The sequence below is a fragment of the Pseudomaricurvus sp. ABR4_320 genome (genome assembly GCF_056159445.1).
In genome coordinates this window covers 108,515-132,960 of record NZ_JBSWVF010000002.1, presented here as the reverse complement: position 1 = coordinate 132,960, position 24,446 = coordinate 108,515, and the positions used below count along the sequence as shown (strand labels likewise).

The following is a 24,446-nucleotide window of genomic DNA, read 5'->3' as shown; positions in this document are numbered from 1 at the left end:
CATCGATCAACAGGTACTACAAGCGGACATACCGAGGCACTTTATCTTTTAGCAAGCGTACAAGCTCTGGCTGCATAAATTGATAATTATCGGGAATATCGAGACAAGCCAGCTTCTTATTTTTTAGTAGCGCTTTAAATTTTTTGGAGACCTTCGTCTTGTGAGACCTCTCCATAACCAGAATAATATCCGCCCACTCAACGAGATCACCTGACAAAGGCGTTTCAGAATCTGAATTTGTCCCGCAACTTAACGCCTGTATTCCATCGTACTCAGAAAACACCTGCTCCGCCGTTGGGCTGCGCAGACGATTCTCAGAACACACGAATAATAAATTCATAAATCAACACTTGCCATGGAACGAGACAATCGGATTTCCGGATAACGCCATCACCTTACGACATCCTTGAAAGCAACGTTATTTCCCACCATCGGGCCAATGCCAAGCCGGCTCATCAAACATTCTCTGATCAACAATCTTGGTTTGGCCAAGCTCCTTCTCTAACGCGATGAGATTCACATGATCAGCGTTGGATAGCTCTGCAATTAACGCTGGCGCATGGGATACCACCCAAATCTGTGTCGATTCTGACGCCCTAACGATCAATCGAGCCAAAGCGGGCAGCAAATCAGGGTGCAAACTGGTTTCAGGCTCATTTAAAACCATTAATGGCGGCGGCCTTGGCGTCAGTAACGCGGCAATCCAGAGCAAATACCGGAGAGTTCCGTCAGACAACTCTTGTCCTGTCAGTGGCCTCAGCAATCCCTGCTGCTCAAGTTCCACGGAAAATCGCCCGTCATGACTGATCGCGATCGTTAATTCTGAACCAGGAAACGCATCCTTCACGGCAACCGCAAGTGCGTTTTCATCACCGATTTCTATAATCGTTTGCAATGCCGCAGCAAGATCACGACCATCGTGATGAAGTACCGGAGTTCTCGTCCCTAACTGAGGTTGCCTGGCCGGAGCCTCACTATCGGTTCTGAAATGATCGTAGAAACGCCAATTGCGAATATCATCTCGAATGTTCACAACCTCAGGTGCAGAGACAGGATCGGCAAACTGACCAAAGAGACTCTCAAATTGACCCGCCTGCTGCGAAACCACCTCCCACTTACGCCCGGAGCGAACCTTTATAAGCGCTCCATCTCGATCAACCAGCACACTGGCAGGACGATAGCTCTCTCCGACCCATATCGTTTCGCGCTTAATCAGCGGATCGAGAGAAAACGCAGACGTCGACGGTTCTGGAAGCCCGAGTGAAATCGCATAGCCGAAGTCATCACCTGAAAACCCAAGCCTCAATCGGGATCTCGTATGACGAGGGCCACCCTCAACACGCACGTCGCCTCGCTTCATCCGTCTTGTGAGTTTTTCTGGCCCAGCCCAAAAGGACGTATCAAGCCCCCCTTCTCTAGCCAACGCGTTAACCACGCCACCTTGAGCGGTTTCGGCCAAGAGACGTAGCGCCTTGTATAAATTGGATTTGCCGCTGGCATTTGCTCCGGTAACAACATTCAATTGCCCCAGCGGGATAATTAAATGCAACAGCGAACGATAATTTGCGACGGCAATCGTGTTAATCATAAAAGCACAGCTTTGAATTAAGAATTTTGAGAGAGGTTAGTGACGGAGCTACTTTGCCTTCCCGGCCTCCAAAATCGGCAAACCCGCTTCGGTTGGAATGTAAATGCGCTCCCCGTTACCGTCCTGCAACCCTTTAATCCAAATGTACCTGAGGTACGCCTCATTATCCTTTAGCGATTCACCTATAATTCGATTTGCTTCTGCGGCGGCTTTTGCTCGCTCGATATCAGCCTGCCCCTCCGCTTTAGCCCTAGCAATTTTTGCCTTTCCCTCGGCTTCAGCCAGGGTAACTTTAGCTTTTGCCTGCATTAACGCCGCTTGCTCTTTTGCTTTAGCCTCTTCGATCAAAATTTGCTTTGACCATTCGGCTTCCTTGAGGGAAGCCCTGCCATTTAACTCCTGCTTATAAACGTTGTATTTAGGCCAAGCCCAAAAAGCCATAAAGATGAGAAAAATAACAACGAGAGCGAGTAACCCCATCGACCCTAACGCTATTGCCTGCCTATTTTGATACATAAATCCCTCTTACCTGTAACACCTGCCCGCCACATCACGACCGACAAAGCCGGTTATATTATCACCCCAACGAGTCACCTATACACCGTACATCTTTCACAATAGACTTAGTTACAAAATGCTTAAACGTAAAGCCATATCGAATTTAAGTAGAAACCGAGTTTATAGATAAAGGAAGAACAAAAGAGGCTATCGGTTGGCATTAAAAAAGAGGGACTTGGCGTTCGCGACGGGAATTGGATATCAGGTAGCTCTCAGCAAACTTAGCTCTACGCCAGCCCCCACAAATGTATTGGGGTAAAAAAATCAAGCAGAGGGATTAACGGCTATTCTGTCTCTCCATCAATTCACGCACAGGCCGAATTTCGATACAGCCAAAGCGGGCGGGCGGAATCTTTTCTGCCAATCGAATTGCCTCGTTCATATCCCGCGCTTCCAGCCGATAAAAGCCCGCTAGCTGCTCTTTTGTCTCGGCAAAAGGGCCGTCAGTCACCAGCGGCGTATTGTCACGCATACGCAGTGTGGTTGCCGTTTCAGTGGATAATAACGGCGCACCATCGAGATAATGGCCGCTCGCCTTCAGGTCTTCAACGCAACCGATACACTCCTGATTTAAGCTATCCCACTCCTGTTGCGAAAGCTGCTGCATTTTCTTTTCATCGTAGTAGACAAGACAAAGATATTTCATATTGATCCTCCTGGATGAGAATGCTTCGGTAAACGAAGTTGCTGTTCCGCTAGAGACGTTGAAATCAAACCTTGAACAAACGACTTAAGACGCCTCTTTTGCCGCAAGGAAAGCCTCCAGATCCATCCAGCACGGCTCCCAAATGTGGCCATCAGGGTCGGACAAAGATTTACTGTACATCCACCCGTAATCTTGCACCAGGCTAATATCTGTACGACCGCCGTGGCTTGCTGCAGCTGCGTTCATAGCATCAACGGCATCGCGGCTGTCTAGCGACAGAGCGAGCATTACCTCACTCACGTCAGACTCAGGGAGTCGGCGGTCAGTAAATTGTCGCCATTTTTCATGAGTGAGCAGCATAACGCTGATCGCATCACTCCAGACCATACAAGCGACTGTCTCATCGGTAAATTGTGGGTTATTTTCAAAACCTAATGCCTCATAGAAGGTCATTGCAGCGTCGAGATTAGAAACGGGTAAATTAACAAAGATCGACTTGGTCATAGGTCTGTATTTCCTTGAATATCATTGACGAAAAAAGGCAGTTTCATATGACAGTCGTGGCCCAATGGAAGATTTCGACAGGCGTTTATGGTTTTTTTACTTTTATTGAAGCGACAGCATGCGCTGCTGTAAAAAGCGCCGCTCAGGTTCCTGCTGAACCAAGTCCAACGCTTGTTGGTAGCATTGAATTGCCTCGTCACGTCGATTAAGGCGGCGGTAAAGATCCGCCCGTGCGGCGTGTAGTAAGTGGTATCTCTGCATCTCTTTATGAGTCATGAGCGTATCAATCGCGCGCAAACCCGCTTCGGGTCCGTCGCGCATAGCAAGAGCGACTGCACGGTTAAGCGCGACCACCGGGGAGGGATTCAACCGCAGTAGCACATCATAAAGGCCCGTGATTTCAGACCAGTCCGTGTCTTTTGCCGATGGTGCTTCAGCATGAATCGCTGCAATGGCCGCTTGCAGGGTATATACACCAGGAAATCCTGCGCTTAGGGCTTTCACCACCAAGTCACACCCCTCACGAATTTGAGATTGATCCCAGAGGGATCGATCTTGCTCTTCAAGAGGGATCAAGTCCCCATTCGCACAAGCACGCCCACCTCTCCGAGCGTCGTGTAGCAACATAAGAGCGAGCAATCCTAAGACCTCAGGTCTTGGCAGTAAGCCCACAAGCAATCGCTGTAAACGAATCGCCTCCGACGACAGATCCCCTTGCGTCAGTTGCAACCCGCTGGATGCGGAATAGCCCTCATTGAACACCAGATACACGACCGACAGCACAGCGCCCAAACGTTCAGTCTGTGAATCCGCCTCTGGAACTTCATAGGGAATACCCGCATCACGAATTTTATTCTTAGCCCGGACAATCCTCTGAGCCAAAGTCGGTACGGGAATCAGAAAAGCCGCGGCAATCGCTTCGGTGGTCAGACCACAGACCTCCCTCAGCGTTAACGCCACTCTGGCTTCTGCGGCTAAACATGGATGGCAGCAAGTAAAGATCAACCTTAGTTGATCATCCTCTATCGTTGCGTCTGCATCGAAAGGCACTGTGTATGATTCGCTTTCCAGAGTGGCGGCCAGCATCTCTAGATGGTGATCTTGGCGCGCGCGTTTGCGCAGCCGATCAATCGCCTTAAAGCGACCGGTTGTAACTAGCCATGCACGCGGATTCCCAGGGACTCCATCATGCTGCCATTGTGCGAGCGCCGCGGTAAATGCATCCTGAAGCGCATCTTCAGCAAGATCGAAGTTCCCGTGTAAAAGCCGAATTAAGGTGGCGAGCACCCGTCGCGATTCATTCTGATAAATCGCGGCGATTCGTGCCTCAAGAAGGGTTGAGTCCATAATTCAATCGACTATTTGATAAACTCAAACATACGATACCAATGCCAAACGTCTGCAATGCTTGCCGACAAACGCACAGGGTCTGCCGAGTTTACTCTGTATTCCTTCTAAGCGGTAAATAGACATCTGTTATCATTTCGCATTCAGGCACCTCAGGAAAAAAACTAACCTTCTCAAAAAATATGGGAAAGTCACGAAGCTCGTAATCGTTGTTCAATAGCCAATGCGTGTAAAGATAATTCACCACACTACCGATGGAGTCATTACTACCGACATGCCTAACGACAGCACATAATCCCTCTGGTATCACTTTATTAACAATACCGAAATCATTCTTCTCAATAGCATGTTCGATGGAACAGCCTAAATCAAATCTGTAGTCTTCTTCAGGGGTGGAATTAATATCATCGTATACCAAATTAAAAGTCCTAGAAATACTTGGGGGAAGATGGCTTCGCTTTCTCCATTCAATGAACCTCTGTATCGTTTTACCGAGAGCTTTTGGTGACCCTCGGTGTTCCATGACAGCAATAAGTGTCTCGGAAAAATCGACAATTTTCACATCATAGCGGTTTTTTTCATTCATGATTTTAGTCCTTAGCGTTACTATCGATTCATAGTTTCTATACCAAGGAGTCCAATCAACCGTTTTCCGAAATTCCGATGGACTTTTTGAAAAATACCGTTTAAATGCTCGAGAAAAGGCTTCATGACTTTCGTAGCCATTTGCCAAAGCAATATCAATAATTTTCTCGTCCTGCCTGTAAGCCAGCTGATATGCCGCGCGCTTGAGTCTTAACAATCGTACAAGTGACAGAACGGACATCCCAAAAAATGCTGAACATTGTCTATGAAAATGATACTTAGATAGATGGGCAAGTTGGCAAAGTTCATCAATATCAAAATTTACTTCCAAATTAGACTCGATAAAACGAACCACCTGAACAAAACGATGCTCATACTTCGACATAGAAAAATGGCCCCCTCAGCAAGGCCATCGTAATATTGCTCACAAAGATAATCTTGACCGAAATTGCTCTTTGTACCCGTCCATTGTTATTGGACATCAAGCCCATACCAGTCCTAACCCCAGCGATTGGCATTCTTTGGGTACCCTGGTCGCTGAACTCGAACCACGCAAAAGCGTTGTCCTGTCGGCGCTTGCATCACAACCCACCGTTCAAGACGTTGAACGCAGGTTGCCCCCAACGCCTCAAGGCGAGCAACTTCTGCAGGAATATTGTCCGTCTCTATATCGAGATGAACGCGACTTTCGTGCTGCACCGCTTGAACTTCGACAATCGGCTCGTCAGATGGCGTCTCTAGCATACAATATTGGTCACGAGTGCTCGGATGTTCTTGATCAATGGGGCGTCCCAACGCAGCAGACCAAAATTCCGCTGCTTGGTTAACATCATCGGTTTTACAGTCAATCAAAATGGCGCATAGCCGAGAGTAATGAGTCATTATTCCGCTCCTCTTTAACGTTGATATTCTTTTATACCGTACGGTGAAACGTTTTTTCCCCAAGCCATCGTATACTAGGCGTCTTCGTAAGCCCTCTCCAAAGCCGCAACGTCGAACTTGACCATCTTCATCATTGCTGCCATCACGGACTGCACTTTTTTAGAATCCTCGTTGGCGATGAGTTCCATAAATCGTTTAGGAACAATTTGCCACGATATGCCAAACGGATCCGTAATCCACCCGCATTGTGACGGAGTGGCCCCAGCGTTGACCAGCTTATTCCAGTAGTCATCCACCTCTTTCTGATCATCACACGCGACAAAGAGTGAAATCCCTTCGGAGAATGTGAAGTAGGGGCCGCCGTTAAACCCCATAAAAGATTGACCTCCAACGACAAATTCTGCCGAGGTGACCGGTCCATGCTCTCCTTTTCGGGCAATATTCTTGATGTCGGAATCGGGGAATGTGCTCGTATAGAAGGCGATTGCGGCTTCTAACTGATCATTAAACATGAGGAAAGGTGTCACTTTATTCATCAAAACAGCCCTTTTCCGGTTATAGCTCACCCCGTAAGAGCATCTCAAGCCGATCTAGATTTTGCTCGTTACCCGGCGCAGCAATATGACGAATGGATTCTGCAACTTTTTCGTTTTCAAATCTTTGCAGCCAGGTAAGCTGAGTAGTACCGACTTCCGTTGGCTTTAACGATACGGTAAGCGTGAAACGAGGCGCTGAGGTATGCGAAATCACCAATTTCTGGGATTCGACCAACTCAATAAAAACCGCTCGATTGGGGTAATCTCTCCCATCCGGGCCATGCATTGTGAATGTCCACCGGCCGCCAGTAGAAAAGTCGAATTCGTGAAAGGTGTTCGTAACGTCTTTTGGCCCCCACCACTTAACGATTCGATTTGCATCAGAAAATGCGCGGAAAATATTGTCCGGGGTATCGGGAATGTCGCGTTCTGCGCGAAAAACGCCGTCTTTAAGCTCTGCTGATTCCATTTAGCGTGACCTAATAAATGTATGGAGAAAACTCAAGTAAAGGCACCGAGATCTTCAAATGTTAGAATCGGTCCTGTGCAATAGTCGATTAAGAAAAGCCGTATTCGACACCTATTGCAGATTAAATAACGTTAACTCCAGCTGGCTCCCCAAAGGACTCTTTCAGACGGCCTCGAGTACTTGTTGATATTTACGCCACACTCGCAACCATAAGGTGGTAAGTGCCCCGTAGACCAGCGTACTTGAACCCGCACTGTTCATACATATATCTGGCGCCATTTTCTGGATGAACCGTCAGAGAGACCTGCTTGTAGCCAGCCTTTGCCGCGGCAGAAAGCGCTTCGAGCATTAAAGGCTTACCAAAGCCCTTGCGCTGGTACTCAGGTTCCAATGCGATACCCAGTTGCGGCGTCTCTTCATCCACATAGGCTAGACCGATGTTGTCTGGCAGCATTCGCATCCAGCAGGCGCCGGCATCGCATCCTGACACTTGGGCAACAATGCCAACATCGGACTCTCGCCCCCAATTTTCGGCATACACCCGAACGCCAGGGTCCTGCAATATTTCTAATGGGCGCAACCCCGCCGGAGGAGGATCCCAAAGGGCAATATGAAGCCAGCGCCAAAGATTGGACTGATCGCTAGACAAAAGTGGGCGAAAGCTGAGCATTATTTCTCGGAGCCTTTATGAATGATCTCACCTGAATGCGCAGACCAAATTATATAACAAAGCCCCAATCCAAGTGCGTTGGTCGAAACCGGGTTAAATGCGCCCACTAAATATTCCGGAGTGACCACTGCCACATAAATAAGCAACACGACCAACGCTCCAGCGGCCAAAAATACAGGTAACATTCTCCTTCTAAACACGATAATAACGATCCCTAAAATAATCTCACCAACACCTGCCAATGGCGAGGCAACGGCCGCAGGAATACCAAGCCCACTTGCGGAAACCAGATGAATCTCGACCGGGCTTAGCCACAATATTTTGGGTACAAGACCGTGATAGATAAATAAAAACCCCAACAATAGCCTAGAAACCAATGAAATATGAATGAGCTTATTTTCCCGCATCTAAAAACCGTGCCTCATGGTCAGGAGATGGCAGCATGCAATAGTCGTATTTTCCAAACAGCCGGTATCGATTAAGCGCGATACGGTCATACAGCCAATCGCGTAGCGCTTTCGGAAGAAAACGAAATACCCCAATGACTATCCAGGGAAAACCTAATTGAGACATCACTTCAAAAAAGGCATCACTTCTTTGAAAGCACTTAGCACCTTCGACATAAAGCATCGTGTCAAAGAAGTCTGTCGAGAACCCAAAGAAATGCAAAATCCTCTGACCTTCTTCGGATTGCACACTACACAATTTAAAAATATGACGCCGGTCATGTTGGATAATAAACTGACTCCACGCATTGCAGAGCTTGCAAACGCCATCAAAGAGAATGACCTTGTCAGACGCTTCTATACCGGGCGGTCGCGTATCAGTACTTGGCGAATTTTTTGATTTCTGTAGAGTACTCATAAACGGACATTCAATTGCTAAACACAGGATAGAATCATGTCACCGCCATCCCCTAGGGAACTTGGGCATTCTCAGAAATCATTTCGCAGAACGGTTCTACTGCCCATGATTTTAAATCGGACACTTGCCCATCGCCAATTTCCACCAACCTGACGACTCCATCAGTTCGCTCAATGACATCAACGGAATAAAACGGTGCGCTGTGAATCTCGGAGATCCTACGAACTAAATCCGGAGTGACCTTATCCGGCGAATACACCTTGCCACTAAACACGAAATACCGTTTTTCTGTATCAGCAACATATTGTTCACAACGACGAAGCGCTATTCCACCTTCAATGTCGCCGCGATGTTCCTTGATCAGCTCAACAATCTCTGCCACCTCATCCGGCGACTCAGCGATCGAACCTCTATCACTATAGTTTGATTTCACGTAATCCTTAACAAAATACCTATTCCAACCAATCTCTCTGGCACGAGCTATTACATCCTCGCCTGCGTGGACAAAGATTGTCTCAGGTGTATAGTCTTTACAGCTTTGATACCAACCCGGCAGATGATGCGATGAAACAAATTGAGACGGCGAGGTAACCATATCCCCACCGCACCGCTCAACATATGACACTAAGGTTTCGTATAAAACGGGTGTCAGCATCCATCCACGATAAAGCACCTTTTCACCCCGTTGAATAGGAGGCATCGGCGTAAAGTCATCAAATGCCAACGAGTCGTAATCAAACAACGAGCAGGCTACGCCCATCGAATCAAAGACTTCACACTCTTTTTCAAAGGGGCCGTCTGCTAGAGACTTATCCAGAGGATTAAATGGAAAAAGAATTCTCATAACATCGCGTCTTTTATTGCTCAAATAAATGGGAGGAATCCTAGAATATAATGATTGCGCTTTTGCTTCATTTATCGTCTTGAGCAGGTCTCTATAATCATTCTAAATGTCAATCACGCTCCTGAAATTTATAATTTAGGGTGTCCCTTTAGTAAGACCCTTGTTAGTTCACCATTTTTTGTGTTTGGATCACCCCAAGGCTCTCCATAAACATGCCCTTTTATATTCAGGCAAAACTCTTTTGGAGGATTGCTTTTTTGAGGAAGAACCGTCGCACACATACTATCCCCTGTTGCACGCCATTTATCGCTACTCATATTCTAGGCCGGTGCTCTTTAAGAAAACTATTCAGTATATTCTTTTGAAATACCTAAACCCGATGCCTTAATGTTAACTTTGCTGGGAAACGTTATCTCCGGATACATTGCACGTATTACGTGATATACCTTTCGAATATTTACTCGATAATTCATGCATATTTCAAAGAAGTCACCGCTCTTCAACAAAATACCAGTCTTACAAATTCCCTTACCACCAGGCCCGATTGATTGCCGACTTTCAAATCGCTTTATATCCTGCAATTTAACACTAAATGACCACTGCTCTGAATCAGGATATACCACAGTGATTTTTTCTATTGTAATCGTCAGCTCATAGACAGCAGGATTCTTGAAATGCCATAGAGCCACCAGCCAAAGAACAGCACTAGTAATAGGAAAGCCAATTAACGCGCTGAGGCGAAAACTCGTTGGTAAGCTTTGCCCTGCGTGAATTTCATAAATGATCATAGCGACCACATACACCCAACAAAATATCCCCATACCGACAAACAAATAGGCTTGCTGTTTTCGAGATCGCTTATAGTGATAGCTGACTTCTGGGCTCACTTTCATTGATTTCTACAATATGCAACTTAGTAAGTTATACATCATCTCAATTGTAATCCTAGAACACTCACGTTACTGCAGCCAGGTGCAACGAGGTGAATACCATCAAGCGCCCTCTACGTTTGCAGAAACGACTCGGTGAGCCTCTGAGAAAGTAAAAAAGCCAAACGAAATGAAACGCGCTATATCTACTGGTCAAAAATACGATCTGCAATGTTTTACAGATCAACTGTAGCAATTAAGTTTTACCTGTTGAATAGAATGCTCCTGTCAAACAGAGACATGTGAATAAATTCACGAAACTACTTTTTGAGGTATTCAATATGAAAAACTTAATTCGTTTAACGATAGGGATCATGAGCTTAGCGGCGGCAGCTGTACATGCTGGCGGTTACGAACGTACCGCGAGCACCATCACGACAAAAGATAACGTTGAGATTTATTATAAAGATTGGGGGCCAAAAGATGGTGAGGTTGTTACGTTCAGCCATGGTTGGCCACTCAATTCAGATAGCTGGGAATCTCAGATGCAGTTTTTGGCGGGACAAGGCTACCGAGTGGTCGCTCACGACCGTCGCGGTCATGGCCGCTCTAGCCAGCCCTGGGAAGGAAACGATATGGACCACTATGCCGATGATCTTTATGCAGTTATAAAAGCTTTAAAACTGAAAGACGTTACGCTAGTAGGCTTTTCAACCGGCGGAGGCGAAGTGGCACGCTTTATTGGCAGACACGGGACGAAAAATGTTAAACGCGTAGCTCTTATTAGCTCAGTGACACCATTAATGCTGAAAAGTGAAAACAACCCTAACGGCGTCCCATTAGAGGTCTTTGAAAAATTGCGTGCGGAATCAAATAGGGATCGGTCACAGCTTTATCTCGACATCGCATCCGGGCCTTTTTTCGGCTTCAATCGTGAAGGAGCGCAACCATCTGAAGGTATGATTCAATCATTTTGGAGCCAAGGAATGATGGGTGGCGCAAAAAATACTTACGATTCAATCGAAGCATTTTCTGCAACAGATCTACGCCCGGACTTGGAAAAATTTGACGTGCCGACGCTGATCATTCATGGCGATGACGACCAAATCGTACCGATCGGAACGGCTGGCGCTGAGGCGGCGAGAATTGTGAAAAACTCGACCTTTATTATCTATGAAGGCGCACCACACGGCTTGACTGACACCCATAAGCAAAGATTAAATCAAGATTTATTAAAGTTTCTGAAAGAGAATTAATCGAATCACTCAAAATAATGCCAGCGAGGCCGCTGGCTTTATTTTGAGAACGACCAAAGCAGAAGTTCCGGTGACTTTTAATCTACAAAATATCATATTTCTCCCGAGCGAAATTCTTTTGGCATATTCATTTAATGGATTGGCCGCCCCAAACCTCTAAATCTTCAAGAATGAGAGTAAAACTTTTAAGTATCTCAGGAGAGTAGGCTGAATTCCTTACTAAAAAATTGCCCGAGGATATAGTCTTAGGTTAGCGGCTACGACACTTTACTGTGCATTTTTCGTACAGCATCAAGCAATGCATCTACCGTTGTCTTTGTTGCATAGTAAGGCGATTTATAGCCAAAGGCGAACGGCAAAATACCCCCCAAATAGCCAAATTTTATGCATCCTTTTTCGACGCTACGAAATATGATCTTTTGGCGAACTAGACCTCCATACTTGGTAAGAGCCAAACTAGGATATATTGCACCAGAATCAGATGAAATAATCGAATCAAACCAATTTTTTTCCTTAATTGTGTATTTGTATTTCGACCCTTTCGATTTGCCATACCGGTATACCAGAAGCTCTTCGGGGCTTATCAACTCAATTTCAAAATAATCAATCGCGTATTTCATATTTATAACGTCATTGGAGTAAGCGTTTTTCTAACAGTGCACTTAATTAACTGCCCCAATACTGCTGCTGTATTCGATGATTGCAGGATTCACAGCGCCATTCCTCTTTATATTTTCTCGGACCTAGATACAATGAAAAAGTGATTTTCTTAGTTGCGTTCATTCCCATTGGATCCTCTAAGCTATGCAATACCATGCGGTCGCCACATTCAGGGCAGAAGATATTCCTTAGCCTATAGGCACGTGCTAGCGCAAAGGCCGTGACGCATACGATAATCACTAAGAATATGATATTTTTCGCTTCCATCTCCATTTCTCTGTCTGACACAACGGAACAAATGGTGCTTTTATTCACGTCTTAAACAACTAGCGGCTAAGTCTTTTGAGTTGAACAACGCCTAAAATTGAACCAAGAGGTATAAATATGAGCCAAAAGTGACCGCCATCTTCAACCAGCTCTTGATACCGATAGAAAGTGTCGCGCGATACGCCCATAACCTTACAGGCTTTGGACACATTGCCCAGCTCTTCAGCTAAATTCAACAAACCGGCTTTGTGTTTGATGATGGGATTGTTAGTATGAATCATGAGAGTTACCTTTTATTTTGAGTTAAAGATTCGACACCTTTATCAAAACGGGTAACTCTCTCTTTTTCAAGATGATGTGTCAGATCTGGTCTGAACTTCTACATTTATTTACTTGCAATAGTACCCTGAGCATTTTTGTTCTGGGGTTTTGTCATAACGGTTCCTCACGCCGTCGTTATCATTGTCGCGATAGTTGTAGCTTGAGTTCTTCTTGTTTGTGGCTCCCAATCCGGAACTGTTTTCGTCTCTTTGGCTACCCCCATTGCTTTGTGAATTCTTGTTATTGTATCTAACTGAATCCGGCTTACTCCGGTAGTATCCTTGAACATACGTTCCATCAGACCGCGTGTAACCTTTTACATAATCATCAGCAATAGCTGCAGTGAAAGGCCCCGCCGCAAGAACTGAGAACGTTGCTATAAGTAGTTTTTTCTTCATCAAATTCTCCATCCCTCTTTGAGAAAGTGGCTGATAAGTATGAGGGGGAACACCTAACGCCGTCAACAAGGCTGCCCAAGGAGCGCAGCGACTGATGTTGCTTGGGCTTATTATGACTTTGCATGACGATCTACTAAAAGTGGAATGCCATTGTTTACCCAAAACTCAGGGCTAATGCCTCCACTAGACATGCCATGGCTGCGAAACCTCTCAATACCGAAATGCAGGTTTTGCAGGAGCAAAAACCTGTCAGGGGCGGCTGTCTTTAGGAATTGATCGATCTTATGAAAATGTTTGTCGAGTGTCGCTAGGGATTGTTCGAGTTGATCTTTGCGCTCCCGCTCGCCCTTGCGACGACGATCCAGCTTCTGATGTTCCTTCATACACGCTTTGATTTGACGTTGAATCTTGTCCCGCTTGTGCGTCAATTCTTCCAAGGTGCCGGAATGTTCCTTCGCGGCATTGGAACGTATCTTACATATATCGATAGCAATGAGCTCATGGCCTAGCAACCCTTGCTCATCGCAGACCATCAATATCTGCGTAAAAATGTCTTCGATGGCTTCAGGATGCCCGCTGATAAAATTAGCGATGCTGGTAAAGTGCTGTGCCGTATCACACGACAACGCCTTAAATAGGATGTTGTTTTGGCATATCCATTCGATGTCTCGACTGGATCGAACACCGTTGTAGTAGGCAAAGAGAATGATCTTTAGAAGAATCGCGGGGTCATAGGCCGACCGCCCGCCCCTATTGTTTTTATATTTGTCGTAAAAGGCAGAGAGGTCGAGCTCCTCTTTAATGAGATGATAGAGAACAAATCCAGAGGTTCTTTGGCAAATCTGCTCTTCAAAGTCAATGACAATCATCGTGTCTTGGTTGTAACTGTGTTTATTGAAGTTTGACGTCCTGAAACTCCCTGTAGCAACTTTCAATTTTAGCGAAAAGCCGCTTGTTTTTTGGAGTTTTTATACAGTTTCGACGCCCAAAGCAGCTCCCCACGTTAGCGCATCCAGCCCGAAGGGCGATGCTGCCTTTGCTTGTTATAATCCGCAGCACTAGTTTAGAAAACCAGCCATGGTTGCGAACCACGCTTTCACTTCTCCGCTAGGGTCCCTTTCATGAATCATATCCGCAGTCATAAGTGGAAAAGCTCTTTCAGCAAGACGTATTTTGGCATTATTGTCTTTCATGACTCCATCATATCCCTGTGCAACTGAATATACCTCTGCGAAAACCTTAGGCGTTGCTTTTCCATCTTCATTAGGGTGATCTGTTACAACAACATCCACATCAAAAGCCGCTTTTATTACATCCGAGTGTAGGTAACTCTCGATTTCGTGTTTTTGTGTAATAAAACCAATTGAACCATCACCACGTGCATTAACCTGTTCAATTACACCAACATAGCTAGACACATCAGCATCGTAGATGTGAAATTCAGGTCGTCCAAAACCTTTCAAATAATGATCGTTCACCCAGTGTTTTAAATTACCACCACCAAGAACAACGAAAGCGACTCTATCATCATTAGTTAAATCAGGAATCGAATTATCTTCCAAGTGTAATGCACGGCTTAGCGCTTTTAACGCTTTGACGTCTGTTGGGCCTTCAACACAGCAAATTAATTTAACTCGGCTATCTGGCGTTACACCCAAAGCTGCTGCAACTTTTTCGAGTACATCTTTACCACTTTCAATACAAGGTTTTTCATCACCATCTCGTGTAACGAAACGAATACCTTCTATTGGAAGATCGCTCGCAAAACCAGGGCTATGAGTTGTGAGTATTACCTGACAATTATCTTCACTCGCAAGATCCGAAAATGCTTGTTGAAGTATCTTTTGATTGTTGGGGTGTTGCGCGGTTTCAGGTTCCTCCACAGCGAATATAATTCCTTTTTTGCTGCCTTGAGTGAGAAGCCGTTCTGCTTCAGCTTTAAAGAAACTAACTAAAACCAATCGGCGCACACCGCTTCCACGTTTATTTAATGGTATTCCATCTGTACTAAGGCTTACGGAAAATAGGCCAGTCCATTTCGCAGGAGTCGGAGGAATAAAGTCAGGCACAAGTTCTGATGCAAGAGTTTCATCTATGGTTTCAAGTGCTTTATGAGTGTTATTGGCAATCTCTTCCGTCCTTGCTTTTACTCTTTTCTGAATCCGATCGATATCATCCTTTACTTCCGCTATTGCTGTCGCAACAGCAGCCCTCATAGGATCTTGGACCTCTCCATCTGAATCTTTACTGCTTCTGTCACTTTGAAACAGAGCAAACAGAGGCAAATACCTATCAAGTTGTTCCCATATCCTTTTACTATCCTCCTTGGGCTTTGTTACTGGTATTTCTATTTCTTTAAGCTCCAAGTTTTCAGCATTATCCCATATAGCCTTTCGCATTAGAGGATTGCCTTTAAGCGCACTATCAATACCCTGATTTTTTATTATTTTTTGAAGATCTTTTTCTTTAAGATCTAGTAAATTGTTCACACCAGCGGCTGTAGGATGGTGAGCAATAATTAAAACATCACAACTTGGTGTTTTCTTTCCACAATCAAAGACCTTTTTGATTTTCAAAGTTGACTCAGGCGTCAATAAAAATTCATTTCCTAGCGTAGTTTCATACCCACTATCAAGGATTATTCTGTCTGGAAGATTAGTGAACTCACAGGTGATACATACCACTTTGTTCTCATTGGATATGTTTGCATCATCTTGGCTAATCTTTACAGCATCATTATTGAAGAAGATCTCTAATGCTTCTAAGACCGTAGACTTACCTATGTCGTTTTTGCCAATAAAAGTAGTAAGATCATCAATCTGAACCTGAACGCGCTCTTTGTAGCAGCGTATATTTTCGATTTCTATAGATACAAGCTTCATGAAAGTTCCTTTTAAGGGTTTGGCCTTCTAACGCCGGCATCATGTGAGCCAACTGAGTAGAGCCAATTGTGGTAAAGTGCACGTAGCGCACCACAATTGGCGGAACGTAGTTGACTTCCCATGCATGCCATTGTTAATTATTATCTTGCACCCTGTCTGCCAAACATTGGCTGCAAATCAGACCATAGCGCGTCTTCCAATGCTTGAAGCACATTCTGATCTGTATTATCAGGATATTTTGCGCAACATATCGTTAGGTCAACTTTGTGCGGCTGAGCCCAAGCGGCGAGCTGCAATGAATATGTTGCTTTGGCACCGTAACCTAAGTGTTCTTTGATTCTCTGGTGTAGTTTAGCGGAGCTGCCCACGTAAATATGATGTGATGGTTCGTTTAACCTCGCATACGCTCGCTTTCCTTTTTCTGCTGCCTTAGCATCGGCAAACGATCTCGCAAGCTCAATAGTAGTTTCATCATCTATTTCTTTAGCAGAAACGACATAAATAAATGCGACACTTCCTACTGCCCAATCCTTTATTTCTCTAATTAACTTCGGTGTCTCACCGCTCTCATCAAGGCAAGATGTACAATTATCCCATGTTTTTACATCATCTGGTGAAATACAGGCCACATCCGAGGCAAGCTTCTCTAAAGATTTTTTTGCTTTATCAGCGAGCACATCAAATAACATCAGAGATGGGTTCCTCAAACTTGGTTAACATTACAATACGAGGCAAGCTCGCATTTTTTTTCTTTCCCTAACGGTTTAACCCTTTGAATATCAAACAATTCCTAGAGGCCTTCAGCCAAGCACGCCGGCTTATCTGATATATCATGCATGCCCAGTTACCATAATTGTCATGCGCACTAATTTCGCTTAGCGCAATAAATATCTGATTTTCAGTATCTTTAAAAAATTACCAAAAAATCAATCAGCATTACATTTTTAAGGAATTACAAACACGATTTTGTAAACGTAGGGTGCATCAACTCTAAATCCTACAAGATTAACCGCTCAATATCTGTCATAACGTCGCATAATTAGAGCAATCCGATTTTCTAATTGCAATTAGCGAGGCAATAGAAGGCGACAGCAATATTGAAAAAAGATCAAATGCGATGAGGTTGGACCAGATAGAAAAGATAATATGGATGACAGCGACGTACAACTATAAACGCCAAAATAATGATTTCTGTGCAAAATCACCATCAGGCTGTCTAAGTTCTATCTATTATGTTTCTTTTGCGCGATGAAAGGTCGCGTAGTTCGCTTTAATTATTATGCGTAAACGTCGCGCGTTTCATTTTTTGCCTTGCAGAAAAACCTACTTAGAAATCGAAAATCTATTTACACATCTTCAAGCAAGTCGTGCAATACAGACTTAAGTCTATTGAATTGGGCGTATTGTATCTCTCTGAAGAGATCGCATAAAAACAGCAGCCGCGCAGAACGCACGACTACTAATCATCGATAAACAAAAATGTAATTGAACTGACGACAATTATCGTTCACGTTCAAGCACAGCGCGGCTTTTCGCTTTCCTGCAGGGTCGCTTCGTAGTCTCTCCACGCCTCACGAACGGCTTCCGCTGGGGATGTATTTTGTAGGTTGGGCAAATACTCTTTGAGTCGACGCCCATCGAGCCGGTGGGGCCTATCCCATAGATAGCGCATCTCGCACACTTCACGCAGAACCGGCACGGCAACGCCCATTAGGCGCAACATGTTCCAATTGGTTTTTCTTATCTTCAGTGGGTACCCGCAAGCGTCTTCCATCAATGCGCGAAAATCCTTACCCGCCAGGCAATGGCCTTCAAACAGAAACTGTTCAAATAGGCCGCAGTCATTGGCAACCTCGGCCAAATCGGCAAACGCACAGGCGAGGTCAGGAACATAAGCCCAAGGGTGATCAATGTTGGGATTGCCGGGGTATTGAAACCGATCGCGCCGCACATCCCTCGCCAGGAAGAGATCAAACCAGGCACCCACGCCCGTGCCGCCATAAAAATCGCCAGCACGCAGTATTAAGGTTTTCACACCAGACGCTTCGGCTTCCCGTTCGAACAATTGCTCTACGGCGACGCGAACCCGCGCTTTACCGTGATCGGGCTCGAAAGGCGTTGATTCGGTACAAACGGTTGGAATGTTGCTGCCGTAGTTGTAAACGTTGCCCGGAAAAAGATGCAGCGCACCATGGGCCTTGGCCGCAGCAATCACGTTTTCTGCCAGAGGTAAGGCTTCGTTTGCCCAGCGATCATAACGGGGGTTTAAGCCGTTAAAGATGACATCCGCTCCGGCACATGCGGTGATAAGACATTCCCGCCTTTTGGCGTCAACGGCTCGCACTTTTACGCCATCGGGCGCGTTGCGCAAAATGGCATCCCGCGTTACCGCGACCACCTTATAACCACGTTGGTGAAACACATGAACCACTTGATTGGCGAGGCGGCCGTTAGCACCGAGCACTGCTATTGTTTTCACGTTAATGCCTTTGATTAAAAAAAGTGAATAACGATGGAACTTTATCGAATTCATGGGTGTATTGAATAGACCAAAAATTAACCTTAATCTATTCATATATGAATAGCATCGATTGGAACCTCATCCGCACCTTTCTCGCCGTGGCAGAGACAGGCTCTCTCACCATGGCTTCGAACCAGCTGGCGCTGAGCCAGCCCACAATTGGTCGGCATATTAATGAATTGGAAGCCCAGTTAGGACTCACACTCTTTACCCGTGGCCGCGTAGGCATGATACTCAGCGATGCCGGGCAAGAACTGCTCCAAGACGCTCGACGCGTTGCCAAAGGCGCTGAAGAATTTACGCTCAGAGCGGCCGGTTATGACGACAACCCATCAGGCACCGTGCGCATCAGCGCCAGTGAAGTGGTCGCCACCTGGTTACTACCCCCCATTCTTACCCGTCTGCGCCACTTGGAACCGGCGATCGATATCGAGCTCGTCGCCAATAATGCCAGCGACAATCTGCTGGCAAGAGATGCCGACATCGCCATCCGCCTTTACCGTCCACAGCAATCGTCGCTTATTGCACGCCGCTTGGGGGACCTGAGTTTTGGGGTCTACGCCAGTGATGCTTACCTAAAGAAACACCCTTCAATTCCCCACGAAGCGACAGATTTGCTAGACCACACACTGATTGGTTTCGACCGAGATGACAGCATCCTACGGGGGATGAGCGCCCTGGGCATTCCCTGCGAGCGCAAGAACTTTGGCTTTCGAACCGACAATCAGCTGGTTTATCTGGAGTTGATCAAAGCGGGCGCTGGCATTGGTTTTTGTATGGATGCGGTGGCCTCAAAGCGGCCTGAGCTTCACCGGCTGGAAACGGAATTTTCTGTGCCTTCCCTACCGATTTGGCTGGTTAGCCACCAGGAGTTGCGCAGCAGTCTGCGCATTCGACGCTGTATGGATTACCTGGCTTCCGAACTCGCCAGCGCACTGGAGCATCAGACGTAACAGCAGAGTGTCAATCTGTACCAAAGACCGGTTGCGATTGATAATAACTATCAATACCATAACAAAATGTTAATCCGCCGGGATTCCCAGTCTACCGGCACACCCGCTCACGTCCCTGCTTGTGGATCATCACAATGAATAAGTCGCTATTAAGCTCGGCTATCGCAGCCGTCACCCTGTTTTCTTGCCAACAGCTGAGCGCGCAAACGCCAGAACAAAGCGAAAAAGAGCTGATCGAAGAAATGGTGATCGTCGGTATCCGCGAAAACCGCACCAGTCGCGGTGCTACCGGAATGAACCTGTCACTGTTTGATACGCCGCAATCGGTATCGGTGCTGGAGGCCAGCACTATTGAAAACTTTGGCCTGGACGACGTTAACACCATGCTGGAATTTGTCACCGGCGTGAATGTGGAAGAAACAGAAACGGATCGCACCTATTACAACGCTCGTGGCTTTGATATCACCACCATGAACGTTGACGGTGTTGGTGTGCCCTTTGGCGAGCTGGTCGAGGGCGCAATCGATACCGCCATGTATGAAAAAACCGAAGTCATCCGTGGGGCCAACGGTTTGATTACAGGGTTCGGCAATCCCTCCGGCACCATCAATTATGTGCGCAAACGCCCAACCAACAACCTTCAGGCAAGTGTTCAGGTCACCGGGGGATCCTGGGATAAACAACGCCTGGAGCTGGATGCCAGCACGCCTCTCACCGAATCCGGAAGCTGGGCGGCGAGAGCCGTCATCGCGGCAGAGAAAAAAGACTCCTGGTTGGACCTCTACGAAAACGAACGCCAACTCTACTATGGCGTGATCGATGGTCAGCTGACAGATCGCATCACCCTTACAGCGGGCGCATCACGCCTGGATAACCGCTCCAACGGCGTCCTTTGGGGCGCCCTGCCACTGCTGGACGCCAACGGCGACCAAATGGACGTTGATGAATCAACGACGGTCAGTATGGATTGGACCTACTGGGATGTTCTGACAGACAACGCCTTTGTCGAGGTCAATGTTGATCTCACTAACGATTGGCGCCTGACAGCAAGCTACAACTACACCCATTCGGAAGATCACGAAGAAGCCTTCTATGTCTACACAGAAACGGGGATTGATCCGAATACCGGGCTTGGCATTCTGAGTAATCCTGGAAAATTCAGCACCGACTATGACATTCACCAGTGGGAAGCGCGCCTCGCCGGATCTTTCGAGCTGTTTGGGCTGACTCACGAAGCGTCTCTCGGAGTGAGCCTGGCCGACAAGGACAGCGAGGATTATGAATGGATCGCACAAGCAGGCTTCCAAAATATGCCGGCTTTCCCCGGCTGGAGCGCTAATGAAGTCGCAAGGCCGACTTGGGATGCCCCCAGCTTGGCGGGTGAAGGCGATATGCAACTCAACCGGCTGTATGGCGCACTCAGGTTATCCCTCTCTGACAGTTTGCGCTTAATTCTGGGCTTTAACGCCTTGGACTATGAAAATCGCGGGGTGAGCTGGGGGGTTAGTACGGATTCCGATGAAGACTCTACCAACCCTTACATCGGTTTTACTTGGGCACTTTTCCCCAACACGAACCTCTATGCCAGTTACAGTGAACTCGACAACCCGCAATACTATCTCAACGAAAATTTGCAGCCGTTAGGTTCCGCAGAAGGCAGCAGCTATGAAATGGGGATGAAAAATTCCTGGTATGACAGCAGACTGATAACCAGCGTAGCCCTGTTTAAATCGGAACAGGATAACCTGGGTGAGTTTATGTACTATACGGAAAACTTCACTTGGTCGATTTATCAGGGCATTTCCGTCGAATCCACCGGTATCGAGCTGGAAGTTGGCGGACAGGTGACTGACTCACTGAAAGTTTCTGCCGGCTATACCTGGATGGAGCTGGAAGATCCCAATGGCGACGATACCCGCACACACATTCCACGCAACTCGTTAAAACTGCTTGCAGAGTGGACCCCAGAATTCGAACCGAAGCTGGAACTGGGTGTGTCAACACGCTGGCAGGATGATATCTATAACGACACAGGGGCGGGAGTTCTTCGTCAGGACGCCTATGCAATCGTCGGCGCTTATGCCAATTACCAATTGACGGAAAACCTTTCGCTCTCCGCCAATGCGAACAATATTTTCGACGAAAAATACCTGAGCAGTATCATGTACGAACAATCCTACTATGGCGCCCCCAGAAACTTCACCGCCAGCGTTAAGTGGAAACTATAGCCACTGTAATTGCTTGATCTTAGCCCCAGCAAATACACTGGGGCAATTTACAGACCGTTATGAAAACCGTGGGATCACGTCAGGATAACTCACGTCAACACGTATTTTGAAAGCACGTTAACCCGGCGATGACAGCGCTAGTCATTTTTCAGGGTTTCCTTAGCAATTATCAATGAGCGACCTAATCCTAGCCCGTACACTCTTGGAATAAGCCCATTTTTACAAGAGTATGCCCCATGAAGTTGCACCTAGCCGTATCGGCGTCCTGTGTCGTCCTCAGCTATCTGTCACCGCCACACCTCCTGGCAGACAAGCTTTCCGACACCGCCCCCATTTATAAAGATACCGACCTCCCCTTAGCCACCCGCGCACAAAACTTGCTTGAACAGCTTTCCATTGAGCAAAAATCAAAGCTCGTATTGGGAACGGGTTTTTCCAATGCCATGGGCGGCTCTCAAAAAATTCCCGGTGCGGCCGGTGCGACCTATGCCATTCCAGAGCTGGGAATAGCCCCTGTTGAGCTGACCGACGGCCCGGCCGGTGTGCGCATCAACCCCACTCGTGAGGGCGATGATGCAACCTACTATGCGACTGCCTTCCCTATCGCCACCGCGCTGGCATCTACGTGGAACCCTGCACTGGTCAGCGAGGTGGGTCAGGCTATGGGGAATGAAGTAAAAGAATACGGCGCCGATATCTTGCTCGGCCCTGCACTGAATATTCAGTTAAACCCCCTTGCAGGTCGTAACTATGAGTACTTTTCAGAAGACCCACTACTCAGCGGTGATATGGCAGCCGCCATCGTCAACGGTATTCAACGTGAAGGCGTGGGCGCAACCTTAAAACACTTTGCGGCCAACAATGTGGAAACCAGCCGTATGGTTCTGACTGCAGAAGTGGACGAGCAAGCCTTACGGGAAATCTATTTAAAAGGCTTTCGGATTGCCCTGCAAAAAAGCCAGCCTTGGGCGGTTATGACCTCCTATAACAAGCTCAATGGAACCTACACGTCGCAAGATCCCGTATTGCTCAACGAAATTCTGCGCAATGAATGGGGGTTTGATGGATTGGTCATGTCAGACTGGTTGTCTGGCGACGATTCCGTTGCGCAACTGCAAGCAGGTAACGACCTGATTATGCCGGGGCAACCGAAAAATCATGAGGAAATCGCTGAGGGATTGGCAGAAGGTCGTCTCACAGAGGCCGACCTGGACAAAAACCTATTGCCCATTTTAGAAACCATTTTGAAGTCCCCCTCTAATAACGGCTACGCCTATTCCAATACGCCAAACCTGACAGACAATGCCCAAGTGGCTCGACGTGTGGCCGCAGAAGGTGTGATTCTTCTCAAAAATACGAAAGCGACTTTACCTCTAAATGCGAAAAGCCGCGTCGCGGTATTTGGCAATACATCCTACAACTTTATTTCCGGCGGCACCGGCAGCGGAGACGTGAATGAAGCCTATACGGTGTCTCTGGTAGAAGCACTCAAAAACAATGACTTGGGGGTAGACCAAGCGCTACAGCAACAATATAGCGCTTATATCGAAGAAGAGACCAAAAAGCTCCCCAAGAAAACACACTTCTTTCAGTATGTCGCACCCATCGCAGAAATGCCCATCACAACCGAACATGCAGCGTCACTGGCTAAGAGCGAAGACCTCGCGATCATTACCCTTGGTCGTAAATCTGGAGAGTTTCAAGACAGACAACTGGAGGGCGGATTTTACTTAAACCCAACCGAACATCAGCTTATCGATACGGTTAGTGAAGCCTTCCATCAACAGGGAAAAAAAGTCGTTGTAATATTGAACATTGGCAACGTTATCGATACAGCCTCGAGGAAAAACAAGGTTGATGCCATCGTTCTTCCGTGGCAAGGCGGGCAAGAAGCGGGTAACGCGGTGGTCGATGTTCTGACCGGAAAGGTTAATCCTTCAGGCAAGCTGGCGGTGACCTTTCCAAATCGCTATGAACAACTGCCATCGGCGAAGACTTTTCCCGGTGAGGTTTTAGATCCGGCGATTATTCAAAACCCTTACTTGGGCGGGCTTCCGAACGGACAAAAATCACAGCTTCAATATATCGAAGGCATCTACGTTGGCTACCGCTATTTCGATACGTTTAAACAGCCAGTCTCCTTCCCTTTCGGCTTTGGACTTTCCTATACTGATTTCAGTTATAAAACGCCCACACTGAAACAGAGCGCTGATGGCTACCAAGTTTCCGTCACCGTAACAAATACGGGCGACTCGGCTGGTAAGCAAGTTTTACAAGTCTATGCCGCACCACCTGCGGGAAAAATTGCCAAACCTGAGCATTCGTTAATTGCCTATGGAAAAACCGGGAAATTAAAACCAGGCGAGAGCGAAACGGTATCTCTAGAATTTTCAAACGAGGAGCTAGCGTCGTTTTATACCGAACGCCATCAATGGCTACTGGAGGCCGGAAAGTACACGATCAATCTGTCGACGTCTTCTCGCGACCGTATTTGGAAGACTGATATGACCATCAAACAGCATACGGCTCTATCTCCCTCTTTAACACCGCTCCCACCAACCACTGAGTTTCAGATCATTCATCCTTAAACGGTGAAGA

At 46.7% G+C, this 24,446-nt stretch carries 24 protein-coding genes and 2 pseudogenes; 4 read left to right on the top strand and 22 right to left on the bottom strand.

Annotated elements, in window-relative coordinates:
• Nucleotides 1–16: 16 nt before the first annotated feature.
• The 15 genes from ACXAFR_RS03880 to ACXAFR_RS03810 form a co-directional block, all read right to left on the bottom strand.
• Nucleotides 17–340: a low molecular weight protein tyrosine phosphatase family protein gene (locus tag ACXAFR_RS03880; protein ID WP_475172156.1), complete on the bottom strand. Its 324-nt coding sequence runs from the start codon at nt 338–340 to the stop codon at nt 17–19.
• Nucleotides 341–418: 78 nt separating this feature from the next.
• Nucleotides 419–1,588, bottom strand: coding sequence for an AAA family ATPase (locus ACXAFR_RS03875; protein WP_475172154.1), 1,170 nt, complete (start codon nt 1,586–1,588; stop codon nt 419–421).
• Between the two features lie 48 nt (nt 1,589–1,636).
• Nucleotides 1,637–2,104 carry an SPFH domain-containing protein gene (locus ACXAFR_RS03870; RefSeq protein ID WP_475172152.1) on the bottom strand — a complete coding sequence of 156 codons (468 nt, stop codon included), beginning with the start codon at nt 2,102–2,104 and terminating at the stop codon, nt 1,637–1,639.
• Between the two features lie 319 nt (nt 2,105–2,423).
• Entirely contained in the window at nt 2,424–2,792 is a 369-nt protein-coding gene (locus ACXAFR_RS03865) for a YciI family protein (protein ID WP_475172150.1), read from the bottom strand.
• An 84-nt stretch (nt 2,793–2,876) separates the two neighbouring features.
• Nucleotides 2,877–3,296 carry a VOC family protein gene (locus ACXAFR_RS03860; RefSeq protein WP_475172148.1) on the bottom strand — a complete coding sequence of 140 codons (420 nt, stop codon included), beginning with the start codon at nt 3,294–3,296 and terminating at the stop codon, nt 2,877–2,879.
• 102 nt (nt 3,297–3,398) lie between these two features.
• Nucleotides 3,399–4,643, bottom strand: coding sequence for an RNA polymerase sigma factor (locus ACXAFR_RS03855; RefSeq protein ID WP_475172146.1), 1,245 nt, complete (start codon nt 4,641–4,643; stop codon nt 3,399–3,401).
• A 91-nt stretch (nt 4,644–4,734) separates the two neighbouring features.
• Nucleotides 4,735–5,613: an AraC family transcriptional regulator gene (locus ACXAFR_RS03850; protein ID WP_475172143.1), complete on the bottom strand. Its 879-nt coding sequence runs from the start codon at nt 5,611–5,613 to the stop codon at nt 4,735–4,737.
• Nucleotides 5,614–5,726: 113 nt separating this feature from the next.
• Nucleotides 5,727–6,110, bottom strand: coding sequence for a VOC family protein (locus ACXAFR_RS03845; RefSeq protein ID WP_475172141.1), 384 nt, complete (start codon nt 6,108–6,110; stop codon nt 5,727–5,729).
• Between the two features lie 74 nt (nt 6,111–6,184).
• On the bottom strand, nt 6,185–6,646 hold the full coding sequence (locus ACXAFR_RS03840) for a VOC family protein (protein WP_475172139.1): 462 nt from the start codon (nt 6,644–6,646) through the stop codon (nt 6,185–6,187).
• 19 nt (nt 6,647–6,665) lie between these two features.
• Nucleotides 6,666–7,115 carry an SRPBCC domain-containing protein gene (locus tag ACXAFR_RS03835; RefSeq protein WP_475172137.1) on the bottom strand — a complete coding sequence of 150 codons (450 nt, stop codon included), beginning with the start codon at nt 7,113–7,115 and terminating at the stop codon, nt 6,666–6,668.
• A gap of 190 nt (nt 7,116–7,305) precedes the next feature.
• The gene (locus ACXAFR_RS03830; RefSeq protein WP_475172136.1) at nt 7,306–7,785 is read right to left on the bottom strand and encodes a GNAT family N-acetyltransferase; all 480 of its coding nucleotides are present in this window, start codon (nt 7,783–7,785) and stop codon (nt 7,306–7,308) included.
• Entirely contained in the window at nt 7,785–8,192 is a 408-nt protein-coding gene (locus ACXAFR_RS03825; protein ID WP_475172134.1) for a DoxX-like family protein, read from the bottom strand. Before ACXAFR_RS03825 ends, ACXAFR_RS03830 begins: the two co-directional genes overlap by 1 nt.
• Complete coding sequence (locus tag ACXAFR_RS03820) at nt 8,179–8,649, bottom strand: thiol-disulfide oxidoreductase DCC family protein (protein ID WP_475172131.1); 471 nt, start codon at nt 8,647–8,649, stop codon at nt 8,179–8,181. Before ACXAFR_RS03820 ends, ACXAFR_RS03825 begins: the two co-directional genes overlap by 14 nt.
• A 52-nt stretch (nt 8,650–8,701) precedes the next feature.
• A complete protein-coding gene (locus tag ACXAFR_RS03815; RefSeq protein ID WP_475172129.1) occupies nt 8,702–9,493 on the bottom strand; it encodes an ATP-grasp domain-containing protein in 792 nt (263 codons plus the stop codon).
• A 344-nt stretch (nt 9,494–9,837) separates the two neighbouring features.
• Nucleotides 9,838–10,386 (bottom strand): hypothetical protein, encoded by a 549-nt coding sequence (locus ACXAFR_RS03810; protein WP_475172127.1) that lies wholly within the window; start codon nt 10,384–10,386, stop codon nt 9,838–9,840.
• Between the two features lie 317 nt (nt 10,387–10,703).
• On the opposite strand from ACXAFR_RS03810, the gene ACXAFR_RS03805 reads away from it, so the two are divergent.
• Nucleotides 10,704–11,618 carry an alpha/beta fold hydrolase gene (locus ACXAFR_RS03805; RefSeq protein WP_475172126.1) on the top strand — a complete coding sequence of 305 codons (915 nt, stop codon included), beginning with the start codon at nt 10,704–10,706 and terminating at the stop codon, nt 11,616–11,618.
• 257 nt (nt 11,619–11,875) lie between these two features.
• Here the strand turns inward: ACXAFR_RS03805 and ACXAFR_RS03800 are convergent, their stop codons facing one another.
• From ACXAFR_RS03800 to ACXAFR_RS03770, 7 genes and pseudogenes are all read right to left on the bottom strand, one after another.
• Nucleotides 11,876–12,238 (bottom strand): hypothetical protein, encoded by a 363-nt coding sequence (locus tag ACXAFR_RS03800; protein ID WP_475172124.1) that lies wholly within the window; start codon nt 12,236–12,238, stop codon nt 11,876–11,878.
• A 438-nt stretch (nt 12,239–12,676) separates the two neighbouring features.
• Nucleotides 12,677–12,826, bottom strand: a pseudogene (locus ACXAFR_RS03795) (helix-turn-helix domain-containing protein); the annotation flags it as partial.
• A 108-nt stretch (nt 12,827–12,934) separates the two neighbouring features.
• On the bottom strand, nt 12,935–13,264 hold the full coding sequence (locus tag ACXAFR_RS03790) for a hypothetical protein (protein WP_475172122.1): 330 nt from the start codon (nt 13,262–13,264) through the stop codon (nt 12,935–12,937).
• Nucleotides 13,265–13,515: 251 nt separating this feature from the next.
• Nucleotides 13,516–14,133 (bottom strand): annotated as a pseudogene (locus ACXAFR_RS03785) (transposase); the annotation flags it as partial.
• A 189-nt stretch (nt 14,134–14,322) separates the two neighbouring features.
• Nucleotides 14,323–16,146, bottom strand: a complete 1,824-nt coding sequence (locus ACXAFR_RS03780; RefSeq protein WP_475172120.1) for an ATP-binding protein — start codon at nt 16,144–16,146, stop codon at nt 14,323–14,325.
• A 140-nt stretch (nt 16,147–16,286) separates the two neighbouring features.
• Nucleotides 16,287–16,835: a GIY-YIG nuclease family protein gene (locus ACXAFR_RS03775; RefSeq protein ID WP_475172117.1), complete on the bottom strand. Its 549-nt coding sequence runs from the start codon at nt 16,833–16,835 to the stop codon at nt 16,287–16,289.
• Nucleotides 16,836–17,659: 824 nt separating this feature from the next.
• Nucleotides 17,660–18,625 carry an NmrA family NAD(P)-binding protein gene (locus tag ACXAFR_RS03770; RefSeq protein WP_475172116.1) on the bottom strand — a complete coding sequence of 322 codons (966 nt, stop codon included), beginning with the start codon at nt 18,623–18,625 and terminating at the stop codon, nt 17,660–17,662.
• A 98-nt stretch (nt 18,626–18,723) separates the two neighbouring features.
• Between ACXAFR_RS03770 and ACXAFR_RS03765 the strand changes: the two genes are divergently transcribed.
• The 3 genes from ACXAFR_RS03765 to ACXAFR_RS03755 all read left to right on the top strand — a co-directional run bounded on the left by ACXAFR_RS03765 (nt 18,724) and on the right by ACXAFR_RS03755 (nt 24,436).
• Nucleotides 18,724–19,620, top strand: a complete 897-nt coding sequence (locus tag ACXAFR_RS03765; RefSeq protein ID WP_475172115.1) for a LysR family transcriptional regulator — start codon at nt 18,724–18,726, stop codon at nt 19,618–19,620.
• Between the two features lie 134 nt (nt 19,621–19,754).
• Nucleotides 19,755–21,848 carry a TonB-dependent siderophore receptor gene (locus ACXAFR_RS03760; protein ID WP_475172113.1) on the top strand — a complete coding sequence of 698 codons (2,094 nt, stop codon included), beginning with the start codon at nt 19,755–19,757 and terminating at the stop codon, nt 21,846–21,848.
• 236 nt (nt 21,849–22,084) lie between these two features.
• Nucleotides 22,085–24,436 carry a glycoside hydrolase family 3 N-terminal domain-containing protein gene (locus ACXAFR_RS03755; RefSeq protein ID WP_475172111.1) on the top strand — a complete coding sequence of 784 codons (2,352 nt, stop codon included), beginning with the start codon at nt 22,085–22,087 and terminating at the stop codon, nt 24,434–24,436.
• Nucleotides 24,437–24,446: the final 10 nt, after the last annotated feature.